Annotated in this window: 12 protein-coding genes; 11 read left to right on the top strand and 1 reads right to left on the bottom strand. The window is 45.8% G+C overall.

Annotation, left to right across the window (positions count from 1 at the left end; translation table 11 throughout):
- The first annotated feature begins 11 nt into the window (after nt 1–11).
- From NSS66_RS04015 to NSS66_RS04000, 4 genes are all read left to right on the top strand, one after another.
- Nucleotides 12–1,550 carry an ABC transporter ATP-binding protein gene (locus NSS66_RS04015; RefSeq protein ID WP_023987756.1) on the top strand — a complete coding sequence of 513 codons (1,539 nt, stop codon included), beginning with the start codon at nt 12–14 and terminating at the stop codon, nt 1,548–1,550.
- Nucleotides 1,543–2,622: an ABC transporter permease gene (locus NSS66_RS04010; protein ID WP_013309382.1), complete on the top strand. Its 1,080-nt coding sequence runs from the start codon at nt 1,543–1,545 to the stop codon at nt 2,620–2,622. The genes NSS66_RS04015 and NSS66_RS04010 overlap by 8 nt, the downstream gene beginning before the upstream one ends.
- Before the next feature lies 1 nt (nt 2,623).
- Nucleotides 2,624–3,583, top strand: a complete 960-nt coding sequence (locus NSS66_RS04005) for an ABC transporter permease (protein WP_010349245.1) — start codon at nt 2,624–2,626, stop codon at nt 3,581–3,583.
- 381 nt (nt 3,584–3,964) lie between these two features.
- Entirely contained in the window at nt 3,965–4,312 is a 348-nt protein-coding gene (locus NSS66_RS04000; RefSeq protein ID WP_023987757.1) for a hypothetical protein, read from the top strand.
- A gap of 34 nt (nt 4,313–4,346) precedes the next feature.
- Here NSS66_RS04000 and NSS66_RS03995 read toward each other — a convergent pair whose 3' ends face one another.
- Entirely contained in the window at nt 4,347–4,787 is a 441-nt protein-coding gene (locus NSS66_RS03995; protein WP_340958481.1) for a GNAT family N-acetyltransferase, read from the bottom strand.
- 613 nt (nt 4,788–5,400) lie between these two features.
- On the opposite strand from NSS66_RS03995, the gene ilvB reads away from it, so the two are divergent.
- The 7 genes from ilvB to NSS66_RS03960 all read left to right on the top strand — a co-directional run bounded on the left by ilvB (nt 5,401) and on the right by NSS66_RS03960 (nt 13,272).
- On the top strand, nt 5,401–7,146 hold the full coding sequence (gene ilvB, locus NSS66_RS03990) for a biosynthetic-type acetolactate synthase large subunit (RefSeq protein ID WP_340958480.1): 1,746 nt from the start codon (nt 5,401–5,403) through the stop codon (nt 7,144–7,146).
- 1 nt (nt 7,147) lies between these two features.
- The gene (ilvN, locus tag NSS66_RS03985) at nt 7,148–7,633 is read left to right on the top strand and encodes an acetolactate synthase small subunit (RefSeq protein ID WP_023987760.1); all 486 of its coding nucleotides are present in this window, start codon (nt 7,148–7,150) and stop codon (nt 7,631–7,633) included.
- Nucleotides 7,634–7,794: 161 nt separating this feature from the next.
- On the top strand, nt 7,795–8,787 hold the full coding sequence (ilvC, locus tag NSS66_RS03980) for a ketol-acid reductoisomerase (protein ID WP_013309387.1): 993 nt from the start codon (nt 7,795–7,797) through the stop codon (nt 8,785–8,787).
- A gap of 123 nt (nt 8,788–8,910) precedes the next feature.
- Nucleotides 8,911–10,452: a 2-isopropylmalate synthase gene (locus tag NSS66_RS03975; protein ID WP_025724101.1), complete on the top strand. Its 1,542-nt coding sequence runs from the start codon at nt 8,911–8,913 to the stop codon at nt 10,450–10,452.
- A gap of 204 nt (nt 10,453–10,656) precedes the next feature.
- Nucleotides 10,657–11,733 (top strand): 3-isopropylmalate dehydrogenase, encoded by a 1,077-nt coding sequence (gene leuB / locus NSS66_RS03970; protein ID WP_023987762.1) that lies wholly within the window; start codon nt 10,657–10,659, stop codon nt 11,731–11,733.
- Nucleotides 11,734–12,055: 322 nt separating this feature from the next.
- A complete protein-coding gene (locus tag NSS66_RS03965; protein ID WP_023987763.1) occupies nt 12,056–12,595 on the top strand; it encodes a peroxiredoxin in 540 nt (179 codons plus the stop codon).
- 260 nt (nt 12,596–12,855) lie between these two features.
- The gene (locus NSS66_RS03960; RefSeq protein ID WP_013309391.1) at nt 12,856–13,272 is read left to right on the top strand and encodes a hypothetical protein; all 417 of its coding nucleotides are present in this window, start codon (nt 12,856–12,858) and stop codon (nt 13,270–13,272) included.
- Nucleotides 13,273–13,352: the final 80 nt, after the last annotated feature.

The raw sequence follows: 13,352 nt of genomic DNA, 5'->3' as shown, positions 1-13,352 counted from the left end.
AGGGTGATCTCATGGATGCAGCGACCCCCGTCGTTGAGTTAAAGCAAATTACAAAACGATTCCCCGGCATCGTTGCCAACGACTCCATCAGCATCAAGCTGCATAAGGGAGAAATTCATGCCCTTTTGGGTGAGAATGGCGCGGGTAAATCTACGCTTATGAATATTCTTTTCGGACTGTATCAGCCGGATGAAGGGACAATTGAAATCGGAGGTAAACCCGTACAGATTGATAGTCCAAATAAGGCAATTGATCTGGGGATTGGCATGGTGCATCAGCATTTTAAACTCGTACAGCCGTTTACTGTGACCGAAAATATTGTCCTGGGCTCGGAGCCACGTAAGGGTCTGAAAATCAATTATAAAAAGGCTGCCGCAGAAGTACAGCGGTTGTCTGAGCAGTACGGCCTTCAGGTAAATCCGAATGCCAAAATTGAGGATATATCTGTTGGTATGCAGCAACGTGTAGAAATTATCAAAACGCTCTATCGCGGTGCAGATATTCTGATTTTCGATGAGCCTACAGCTGTACTGACACCGCAGGAGATCACTGAGTTGCTGGACATTATGAAACGCTTGGTCGCTGAAGGCAAATCAATTATTCTTATTACTCATAAACTTAAAGAAATTATGCAAATTGCAGATACGGTTACGATCATTCGCAGAGGTCAGGTTATTGATACGGTCAAGACGTCTGAAACAACACCCAATGAGCTGGCTGAAAAAATGGTGGGCCGTCGTGTGTCCTTTAAAGTGGACAAGCAGCTTGCGCAACCAGGACAGACGGTACTGGAAATGAACAATGTAATTTCTAAAAACAAGGATGGCATTAATGTTCTAAATGAGTTGAACCTGCAGGTTAAGGCGGGCGAGATTTTGGGGATTGCCGGAGTAGATGGTAATGGACAGAGTGAGCTGATCGAAGCTTTGACAGGCTTACGCAAGGTGGATGGTGGGAGCATTCGTTTGCTCGGACAAGAGGTGGCCAATCAGCCACCACGCAAAATTTCAGAGGCAGGCGTTTCACATATACCGGAGGACCGTCATAAGCATGGGTTGGTGCTCGATTTTTCTATGAGTGAAAATATGGTGCTGGAGACGTATTACCAGGCGCCTTACAGTAAAAATGGCTTCTTGAACAAAGATGCTATAGAGAAACAGGCCAAAAGTCTTATCGAAAAGTTTGATGTAAGAACACCGGATATTCACACGAAGGCAAGAGCATTATCTGGTGGGAACCAGCAGAAGGCTATCATTGCGCGTGAAATTGATAAAAATCCAGACCTTCTCATTGCAGCACAGCCTACACGCGGTCTGGATGTCGGAGCTATTGAATTTGTCCAGAAACAACTGATTGCCCAACGGGACCAAGGTAAAGCTGTATTGCTCATATCTTTTGAACTGGACGAGATTATGAATGTATCCGACCGAATTGCTGTCATCTATGAGGGCAAGATTGTCGGGGAAGTGCTGCCAGAAGAAACGAATGACCAGGAACTGGGACTGATGATGGCAGGAAGTGCAGTGAAGAAAGGAGTAGAGAATGGCTAATCTATTGAAAATATTCACAAAAGACTCCTTTGTACTGGCGCTGGTCTCTATTATTTTGGGTCTCCTTCTGGGTGCTATTGTGATGCTGATTGGCGGGTATGACCCTATTGTGGCCTATTCTGCTTTGTTTAGCCGTGTATACGGAGATTCCTACAACTTTGGAGAGGCTATCCGTGAGATGACTCCGCTGATTTTAACGGGGTTGGCATTTGCTTTTGCGGCCCGCGCCGGTTTGTTTAATATCGGCGGCGAAGGTCAGTTTCTGGTAGGTATGACAGCTGCTTCGATTGTGGGCATTAAACTTCATGGGTTGCCAGCTATCATTCATGCACCGCTAGCTGTAATTGCAGGTGCAGTTTTCGGAGGTCTGTGGGCTGCGATTGCTGGCTATTTGAAGGCCAAACGAGGCGTTAATGAAGTTATTACATGTATTATGATGAACTGGATCGGTCTGTATTTGGCTAATTTGGTGATCAATCAGTTCGCACTTATGGATGGTGAAAATCGTTCTGTGGATATTCAGCCTTCTGCTTCAATTTCCATCGAATGGCTGTCCCAGATGATGGGGAATGCTCGGGTACATTGGGGCACAGTTATTGCTGTGCTGGCAGCAGTCTTTTTCTACATTTTCATGTGGAAAACAAAGCAGGGCTATGAGCTTCGGGCTGTCGGATTTAATCAGGATGCATCCCGTTATGCAGGTATGAATGTAAATCGTAATATCATAAAAGCGATGTTTATTAGTGGGGTTTTTGCCGGATTGGCAGGCGCCTTTGAAGTGCTGGGAGTATTCCATTATCAATCTGTCATGGCAGGATCACCGGGAACGGGTTTTGATGGTATCGCTGTAGCTCTGATTGGGATGAATAACCCATTCGGTGTGCTGCTCGGTTCTGTTTTGTTCGGAACGCTTACGTATGGTTCTGCGGGGATGAGCTTTAGCGCAGATGTACCGCCCGAGATTATCCGGGTTGTCATTGGCTCGATTATTTTCTTCATTGCGGCCCAAGGTATTGTACGTTGGGTTGTGAAGCCGCTCTACTCCAAGCGTAAGAAAGAGAAGGTGTTGTAAAATGAGTTGGTTAACACTTGGTGAATTAATCCATACAACGCTCGTTTTTGCGACGGCGATTATTTTTGCGTCTCTCGGCGGAGTTTTTTCAGAAAAATCCGGTGTAACGAACCTCGGGTTGGAAGGACTTATGGTATTTGGAGCGTTTGCAGCGGGTGTTGGCGGATTTTATGCCGAGCAAGCTGGACTAGGAGGCACCTCTGCGGCTTGGGTAGGTGTGCTGTCAGCTGCCGTGTTCGGTATTTTGGTTTCGCTAATTCATGCTGTAGCCTCTATTACGTTTAAAGCCGATCAGGTTATAAGCGGTATAGTTATTAACTTTCTGGCAGCAGGTAGTACACTGTACATGGTTAAGCTTTTATTTGAGGGAGATGGTGACACCGGTCGGATTCAGGGTTTTAACGAAATATCGATCCCTTACCTTGTGGATATCCCGATTGCAGGAAAAGCCTTTTTCCAAGCTTACCCAACGACATATTTAGCCATTCTATTAGTTATTATTGGCTATTTTACTTTGTATAAAACACCGTTTGGCTTGCGTTTGCGTTCCGTTGGGGAGCATCCAGGAGCGGCCGATACAGTGGGTATTAAAGTAAATCGTCTTCGTTATATTGGCGTTATGATCAGTGGGGCGTTGGCTGGGATTGGTGGAGCTACAATTACTCTGACTACAACCAACATGTTCTCGCACAATACAGTTTCGGGGCAGGGATATATTGCTATTGCCGCTATGATTTTCGGTAAATGGAATCCGCTCGGCGCTTTTGGCGCAGCAGTGTTTTTTGGTTTTTCACAAGCCATTCGCAACTATGTGCAGCTGTTCGCATGGTCGCAAAGTATTCCCCAGGAAATTATTTTTATGTTGCCGTATCTCCTGACGATTATTGTACTGGTAGCGGCTGTCGGACGTTCACGCGCTCCGGCCGCTTTAGGTCAACTTTATGATCCAAGCAAGCGTTAAAACTTATAGACAGCTAATGTGCATGTTTTGAAAAATGTACATTGGTGTGAGGATTTTGCAAAAATCCCATAAGCGACTTCCAGTGAACAAGATATAGATCGAAATGGTTTAGTTCGTCTATATCTTGCTTCGGAGCGACTGGAATCGAATTTCGCAAAATCCTGGTGTATAAAAATCTGGTATCTGCATGTGCAGGTACCAGATTTTTTTATATTGTGCAGGCATTTAAACATACGCTACTGGCATGAATGGAATAGACTGTGCTATGCAGATTGGACGGGACGCTCGGCCCCTGTCAGCTCCGGTCTATTTTGTGGTGGTGATGAGCTATCAAGGAGCCGTTCAATCTGTCCATCCGTTGAGAAAGAAGGAGGAAATACGATGAAACAGGCAGTAACCAGAAAGCAGGTGGAGAAGCTTGTCGGCAAAGTCATCTTTGCTACTCGCAAGGATGGTTCCCAGGTCAGCGGCAAGCTGATTCGCATTTCGGGTAACCGACTGGTTCTTCAACCAAACCGCAAGAAAAAGGTAAACACGAAGGCGATTATTCCTCTGGTGCTGTTTGACTTGCTTGCCATCGGCACAGCTCCATACATTGGTGCCTATGGTGGGGGATATGGAGGCTACGGTCCAGGTTATGGAGGACCAGGATATGGTCCGCAGCCAGGCCCGTATACAGACGGGGGATACCCCGGAGTAGGATATCCGTATTACCCTAATTTATTTTAGTCATACAAAATTTTGAGCCCGAAAAAGATACTTTTTACAGTGACTTTTCGAGTTCATGGCATCGGCTCAGAGCTACGTATCGCAGCATTTGATATTGATGACGCAGATAAAAATGGATCCCCCTGATATTGTCTTCGTCCACCATAACTTTAGCCCGCTTGCAGCGACGTAGTCGTCCGTAGTGTTCGGCATGCTCCAGCAGTTTTTTTCCGTATCGCATACCTTGATGAGCCGAAGAGATTGCGATCAAATCAATGTATAATAGTTCGCCATGCAGCATAACATGAATGAAGCCAACAACCTGTGCATTATCCGGTCTGCAAGCTACAAAAGTGATGCCCCGGTTTAAGCGCCGGGGTAATTCTTTGCGTATTTGTTTCATTTCTTGGGCACTTAAATGCGATAGGGGGACAAGCTCTTGCTCGATTAGACGAAAGATGATGGTGTCATCTTGAGAGCTGCGTTTTCGAATCATAAACGGGCCTCCTTTTCTACCCTTTTAACAAGATAAGACGTGGCTTTGGAGGAGTGCACTGTCTCACCGTGTGGTCTTTTTTATAATATGCGGGTACCTCTTACAAGCGTGCGACTCTGAGGTGCTTCAGAAAAGAAACATAAATTTTTATGAAATATGGGTATTGACTATCCCAGATGAGAGACATATAATGTGTCTAAACATTTGAAAGAATGACATGAACTCAACGGCAATGAAGAGGACGAAGTGATTAGGGCTCTTTTGTTCAGAGAGTGAGGCATTAGCTGCAAGCTTCACCAAAATCCCTTTTTAACGAGCTCACCTTGGAGCTGTTTTCCTGAAAAGTATTTGGGCCCGATGATATTAACGGTCCGCTGAATCACCTATTAGGGAAAATCGTACGGTCTACGTTACAGACGCCAGATATGGAGATCCTTTGCGATTTCTGTACCTGCCAAGGTTCGATATTGCGAAATATCGGGCAAACACGGGTGGTACCACGGAAGCTACAGCCTTTCGTCCCTCAGTAACAGCAAGTCTGTTCTAGGGATGAAAGGTTTTTTTGTTTTTACAAATGTCAGATGTATGTAAATTTTGTAAAGGAGGATGACCAATGAGTGCACAAATTCCTGAAGTTAGGTCAACCAATGAATTACGTGAAAAGTGGATGAAGCCTGAAGTGATTACAGGTTCGGAAATTTTACTCCGTAGCCTGTTGCTGGAGGGAGTAGATTGTGTCTTCGGATATCCAGGTGGTGCAGTGCTTTATATCTATGATGCCATGTATGGCTTTAAGGATTTCAAGCATGTCCTCACTCGTCACGAGCAAGGAGCTATTCATGCGGCAGATGGTTATGCACGGGCGAGCGGTAAAGTGGGCGTATGTATCGCGACTTCCGGACCTGGAGCGACAAACCTGGTAACTGGTATTGCGACGGCTTTTATGGATTCGGTGCCGTTGGTGGTCATCACGGGTAACGTTATATCTTCCCTGATCGGTACGGATGCTTTCCAGGAAGCCGATATCACGGGAATTACAATGCCGATTACGAAGCACAGCTATCTGGTAAGAGAAGTAGAGGATCTGCCGCGAATCATCCATGAGGCCTTTCATATTGCCAACACAGGGCGGAAGGGACCGGTGCTGATTGATATTCCGAAGGATATTTCCGCAGCCCAGACGTTGTTCGTTCCACAAACGGGACCAGTGACCATGCGGGGTTATAACCCGAAAGTGCTGCCCAATAAAATTCAACTAGACAAGCTAACTCAAGCTATTTCCGAAGCAGAACGTCCATTCATTCTGGCAGGTGGAGGAGTTGTATACTCCGGTGGACATGAAGCACTTTACGAGTTTGTTCGTAAAACGGAAATTCCTATTACGACAACATTGCTCGGATTGGGTGGTTTCCCAAGTGGACATGAACTGTGGACGGGGATGCCGGGGATGCATGGAACATACACCTCCAATCAGGCGATTCAACAGTCAGATCTGTTGATCTGTATCGGAGCCCGCTTCGATGATCGGGTAACAGGCAAGTTGGATGGGTTTGCTCCTCAAGCTAAAATCGTCCACATTGATATCGACCCTGCTGAAATTGGAAAAAATGTTGCAGCAGATATTCCTATCGTGGGTGACGTGAAGGCAGTGCTGGAATTGCTGAATCAGGATGTGAAACGCGCGGATCGAGCTGATGCATGGAGAGCACAAATTCAGCATTGGAAGAATGAGAAACCTTATTCTTATAAGGATTCTGAAACGGTGCTTAAACCACAATGGGTTGTTGAGTTGTTGGATGAAACGACCAAGGGCGGCGCAATCGTAACGACGGACGTGGGACAGCATCAAATGTGGGCAGCGCAGTATTACAAATTCAATCAGCCACGCTCATGGGTCACCTCTGGTGGACTCGGTACGATGGGATTTGGTTTCCCTTCTGCAATCGGTGCTCAGATGGCCAATCCCGACAGATTAGTAATATCGATTAACGGGGACGGCGGTATGCAGATGTGTTCGCAGGAATTAGCCATCTGTGCAATCAATAACATTCCGGTTAAAATCGTTATTATCAACAACCAGGTGCTTGGAATGGTTCGCCAATGGCAGGAATTGATCTATGACAATCGGTACAGTCACATTGACCTGGCTGGAAGTCCGGATTTTGTGAAACTTGCCGAAGCATACGGTGTCAAAGGGCTGCGTGCTACGAATAAGGAAGAGGCACGTCGGGCTTGGCAGGAGGCGCTTGATACACCCGGACCGGTCGTTGTCGAGTTTGTAGTCAGCAAGGAAGAGAATGTATATCCGATGGTGACGCAAGGTTCGACAATTGATCAAATGCTGATGGGGGACGAGTAAAATGACAACAAAAAATACCATTGCTGTACTGGTAAATGATCAACCCGGCGTTTTGCAACGTGTGTCCGGCCTGTTCGGTCGCCGAGGCTTTAACATTGAGAGCATAACTGTGGGACAATCGGAAGAAGTTGGATTATCCCGTATGGTCATTGTGACTGTAGGGGATGAGAACAACCTGGAGCAGATTGAAAAGCAGCTTTACAAGCTGGTTGATGTGATCAAGGTCATTGATCTCAGTTCCAAGCCGATGGTAGCTCGGGAATTGGCGATGATAAAGGTGAAGGCAGAACCGCCTCAGCGGCCAGAGATCATGGGCGTGGTAGAAACATTCAGAGCAGCTGTAATTGATGTTGGAACGACGAGCTTGATCGTACAGGTCATTGGCGATACAGAAAAAATTGATGCCATGATCGAGTTGTTGAAGCCTTACGGTATTCGGGAGTTGACTCGAACCGGGGTTACAGCTATGATACGTGGCAATGCTTAATATGGAGCTTTAACGAATTACCGCTTATAGCGCATTACATCAATAAAGAACCGCCCGCATAAGAGCGGGGGCTCGAAGAGATTTTTAGATACTAATCACGAGGGAGTCTCTTGGAGTACCCGCTCATTATGAAGGGTCCAATTAAAAGGAGGAAATTAACCATGGCAGTTACAACGTACTACGAAAAAGATGCAGAACTCAGCGTATTGAAAGGAAAGACAGTGGCCGTTATCGGTTACGGTAGCCAAGGACATGCTCAGGCACAAAACTTGCGTGACAGTGGTGTGAATGTTGTTATAGGTTTGCGTGAAGGCAAATCAGCTGATGTCGCAAGAAACGACGGTTTCGAAGTTCTGAACGTAGCTGATGCAACAAGCCGTGCAGATGTGGTTCAAATTTTGTTACCTGATGAAACTCAAGCTTCTGTGTACAAAAATGAAATTGAACCTAACCTGAAAAAAGGCGCAGCTCTTTTGTTCTCCCATGGTTTCAACGTTCATTTTGGACAAATCGTAGCTCCTAAAGATAGCGATGTATTGCTGGTTGCTCCAAAATCCCCAGGACATATGGTACGTCGTACCTATGTAGAAGGGTTTGGGGTACCGGGGTTGATCGCAATTGAGCAGGATGCAACGGGTCAAGCCAAAGAAATCGGTCTTGCTTACGCAAAAGGCATTGGCTGTACACGTGCGGGCGTAATTGAAACCTCCTTCCGTGAAGAAACGGAGACGGATCTGTTCGGTGAGCAGGCGGTATTGTGTGGCGGCGTGAGCGCACTTGTAAAAGCGGGCTTTGAAACATTGACTGAAGCAGGTTATGCTCCTGAGATGGCATACTTTGAATGCTTGCATGAGCTTAAGCTGATCGTTGACCTGATGTATGAAGGTGGATTGGCAACGATGCGTGATTCCATCAGTAATACAGCGGAATATGGCGATTATGTAACTGGACCACGCGTGGTAACGGAAGATACGAAGAAAGCCATGAAGGATGTATTGACTGACATTCAACAAGGTAAATTTGCTCGTGACTTCATCCTTGAAAATCAATCTGGACGTGCATTCCTGACGGCTACTCGTCGTAATGAAGCTAACCATCCGATTGAAGTGGTGGGCGGACAATTGCGTGAAATGATGCATTGGATCAAAAAGTAATAATCTTTTGTACTATGAACTCGACAACATGAATTATTTATAAATATTAATTACAATGCGGCCCTGCTTATTGCGTGAGCCGCATTGTAATTTAAGGGTCCTATCCTGAGGAGGTGCGTTAGGTTGCGCAAAATATATATATTTGACACAACGTTGAGAGACGGAGAACAGTCACCTGGCGTGAACTTGAATACTCGTGAGAAAGTGGAGATCGCTCATCAGTTGGAGAAGCTGGGAATCGATCGTATGGAGGCTGGGTTCCCGGCTGCTTCTCCGGGTGATCTGGCGGCTGTTAATGCAGTAGCAAAAGCTGTAAAAAATTCGACGGTTATTGGCCTTTCACGTGCAAGGGAACAGGATATTGATGCGGTTCGCGAGGCACTCAAGGGAGCTCAGGACCCGTGTATCCATATCTTTTTGGCAACTTCTCCTATTCACCGTCAGCACAAGCTGCGGATGGAGAAGGCACAGGTATTGGAAACCGCTCGTGCTGCCATACGCTATGGGTTGAAATATTTGCCTAAAGTGGAGTTTTCTTTGGAGGATGCAGGTCGTACAGAGCTTGATTTTGTGGTTGAAATGGTCACTATGGCTGTACAAGAAGGGGCTTCTGTCGTCAATATTCCAGATACGGTAGGTTACTTGACACCCTACGAGTATGGAAATATATTCAAACACATTAAGGAAAATGTGGTCGATGTGGAGAAGATTCAATTGAGTGCACATTGCCACAATGACCTGGGAATGGCTACCGCTAATACACTTGCTGCCATTCTGAACGGTGCGGATCAGATTGAGGGAACCATTAACGGTATCGGTGAACGCGCTGGGAACACGGCTATTGAGGAAATCGCTATGGCACTGGAGACGAGACAGGAATTTTTTCAGGCCAAAACGTCTCTGCAATTGTCTGAAATTGCGCGCACGAGCCGTTTGGTTAGCCGTTTGACGGGGATGGTAGTGCCGGGCAACAAGGCGATTGTTGGAGCCAATGCTTTTGCGCACGAATCAGGTATTCATCAAGACGGTATGCTGAAAGAGAAAACGACCTATGAAATCATGACACCAGAAAGTATCGGTCTGAAAGAAAGCAAACTGGTACTCGGTAAGCACTCAGGTCGTCATGCTTTCCGTGAGCGTTTGATCGAGTTGGGCTACGAATTGAACGAAGAAGATCTGAATCGCGCTTTTGGGCAGTTCAAGGATTTGGCTGATAAGAAGAAGGAAGTTTCGGACGATGATATTTTGGCATTGCTGGAAGAAAAATTGGCCGATGCACCTGAAGTTTTCAAGCTGGAAACCATCTTTGTTACCTATGGGAACAAGGCTACGCCTTCCGCACAAGTGCGTCTGGTTAACGATGAAGGTCAGGTTATCGAGACAGAAGCTGAAGGAAATGGTTCAGTCGATGCGATCTATAATGCGATTGACCAAGCCAGCAGCGAGAGCGTTGTACTTTCAGATTACTCCATCAAGTCTGTTACCCATGGTAAGGACGCTCTGGGTGAAGTCCATGTAGTACTGACGCAAAACGGACTGTCTGTACAGGGACGCGGGGTAAGCACCGATATTCTGGAAGCAAGTGCTCGGGCTTACGTGGATGCGCTGAATGGTTTGATCGACAAGCGTAAAAACTACAGTAATCGCGTAGATTATAAATCTTAATTTTATGTAGACTTAAGAGTTGGATATATACAGGATCGGGTGTTTCCGGTCCTGTTTTCTTTTTCTCTGATGAAAAAACAAGCTTATAGGCTGTGCCTATTGAATTGATAGATTCTATATCTTGGTCAAAGCCCTGCCATGTATGTTACAAAGAAGGTATGAAAAATACAGTTGTATAGCTGTATAACAAGAGGAGTGTACGTGATGGCAGACGTTAAAAAGATTGCGGTAATAGCGGGAGATGGAATTGGACCGGAAGTGGTCGCAGAGGCAGAAAAAATTTTGAAACGTACGGAAGAAGTGTTCGGCCTTTCATTTGAAACGGAGCATGCGCTGTTCGGCGGGATTGCGATTGATAAGAAGGGCACACCATTGCCAGAAGAAACACTGGCAGTATGTCAAACTGCAGATGCCGTTCTGCTGGGAGCGGTAGGAGGACCACAATGGGACAACAATCCAAAGGAACTTCGTCCTGAAACCGGACTGCTGGGCATACGCAAAGAGCTCGGTCTATTTTCGAATCTTCGTCCTGCTGTCGTCTTCGACTGCCTCAAGGACGCGTCTACATTGAAACCGGAAGTGTTGGAAGGAACGGACCTGATCGTGGTGCGCGAACTGACGGGCGGCATTTATTTCGGCGAGAAGTTCAGACGAGAAAGTCCTCAAGGTGAGGAAGCAGTTGATACTTGTGCATATAATGTAACGGAAGTAGAGCGTATTGTGCGCCAATCTTTCGAAATTGCACAAAAACGTCGCAAAAAACTTGCATCGGTGGATAAGGCTAATGTACTGGAAACCTCCCGTTTATGGCGTGAAGTAGTTAACCGGGTTGCTGTAGACTACCCGGATGTCGAGTTGGAGCATGTATTGGTCGATAACTGTGCCATGCAATTGCTGCGTCGTCCATCTAGCTTTGACGTCATCGTGACGGAAAATATGTTTGGTGACATTCTCAGTGATGAAGCGGCTATGCTGACCGGATCCATCGGCATGCTCTCCTCCGCATCACTTGGACAAGGCAGCTTCGGCCTATACGAGCCGGTACATGGATCGGCGCCTGACATTGCAGGTCAAGGACTGGCGAATCCCATTGCAACGATTTTGTCCGTTGCTTTGATGTTCCGTCTCACCTTCGGGTACGAGAAGGCAGCTGATGCCATTGAGAAAGCGGTAGCTGAGGTACTGGATGCAGGGCACCGTACGGCGGATATTGCGGTGGATAAATCTCAAGCGATCTCGACAACTCAAATGGGCGATCTGATCGCAGCAGCTATTCGTTAAAAGCTTTGTAAATGTACCCGTTCTGAAAAAAAAGCTTCCTATTATATAGTAAGGTTATACAGTACAGCCTTTTCTGCAGATGTTTAGCACAGTAGCTCCTGAGCAATCAGGAGCTACTTGTATATTCGAAAGTTCAAAATGTGAATAAGTTGTGAATTTTCAAGCTAGTTTAAAATAATTATAAAAAAGTAATGGTTACAATATTGACTTTGATTTCAGCGAATGATAACATTTATCAAGTAAGTTGTTCATTACAATACAGATGATTGAGGAAAGCACATTCGGTGTTTTTCTTACATATTTTAAAGGAGGATTTCATATTATGGCAGAAAGATTGGTAGGAAGACCCGCCCCTGATTTTGCATTGGAAACAGTGACTGGAGACGGTCAAGAATTTGGTTCGGTGAAGCTTTCCGATTACCGTGGCAAGTGGCTCGTATTTTTCTTCTATCCACTGGATTTCACTTTTGTGTGCCCTACGGAAATTACAGCATTGAGCGATGCTGCTGACCAATTCAAAGAGCTGGATACTGAAATTCTGGGTATCAGTGTAGACTCCGTGCACAGCCACAAAGCATGGATTAACACAGCTAAAGAAAACAACGGTCTGGGCAAACTGAACTTCCCATTGGCTTCTGACATCACGAAAAAAACAGCAAGCGATTATGGCGTTCTGATCGAAGAAGAAGGCGTTGCATTGCGCGGCTTGTTCATCATTGATCCAGAAGGCGAATTGAAATATCAAGTGGTTAACCACAACGACGTAGGCCGCAGTGTGGAAGAAACTTTGCGTGTACTGCAAGCTTTGCAATCCGGTGGCTTGTGCCCAATGAACTGGAAACCAGGCGATCAAAATCTGTAATATAAGCTTCACAAGTTGAAATTAAACAAGCAAGCCCCCAACTAGCGGTTACTCTTCCGTTATTGGGGGCTTGCTTGCCTGCTCTGTGCAGCGGAAGATGTGAGGATAGCCTGTTTGAATGAGACAATACAGAGTGAAGTAACAAATAATTATGGAAATGTTGTTGTGTTCTGGAGGAATTTTGCCTGATGAAAGCGAATAAGGTATTGTAGAAGATAAACAAGGCAGAACAGGTTTTGTTCAGAGGAGGCTGAGCCCGGATGAGTTATTGCTGTGGAGCAAGCATGGTAGGAACCAAGGGAACGCTGAAGCATTACCGCACCCAAGTTCATAATGTTCCTTTGCTGTTTTGCCCGGTATGTCGTCGCATTGAAGTTCATTATAAAGTCGAAAATGAGTATGAAATTCTGGCTGAATATGCACATGGAGATGGGGCAACCGAGATTGATTTTCAGGATTATGTCATGGAAGACGATGATACGATATTTGAAAATTGTGTGAATCGTGAAAGTGAAGATGCGTTTGAAATTGTGAAGCGTCAAATTGACATATCCCTGGATTTATTGATGGTAGCCAAACAGATGAATGATGAAAAATGGCAGGGAGAGCTTAAGAGAAGACTGGCCGTTATGAGCCAAAGACGATCCCGGCTTCAACATAATAAGAGCGGCAGTTGACATCCTACACACCAAAGAAGCTCTCAATTCTGGAGAGCTTCTTTGGTGTGTAGGGCGCTTGTTCCTAACGTAATCTTTCA

The sequence above is a fragment of the Paenibacillus sp. FSL R10-2748 genome, assembly GCF_038005565.1.
GTDB classification, from domain to species: Bacteria; Bacillota; Bacilli; order Paenibacillales; family Paenibacillaceae; genus Paenibacillus; species Paenibacillus polymyxa_B.
The sequence above is the reverse complement of the archived record's forward strand: the minus strand, read 5'-3'. Positions and strand labels throughout refer to the sequence as shown.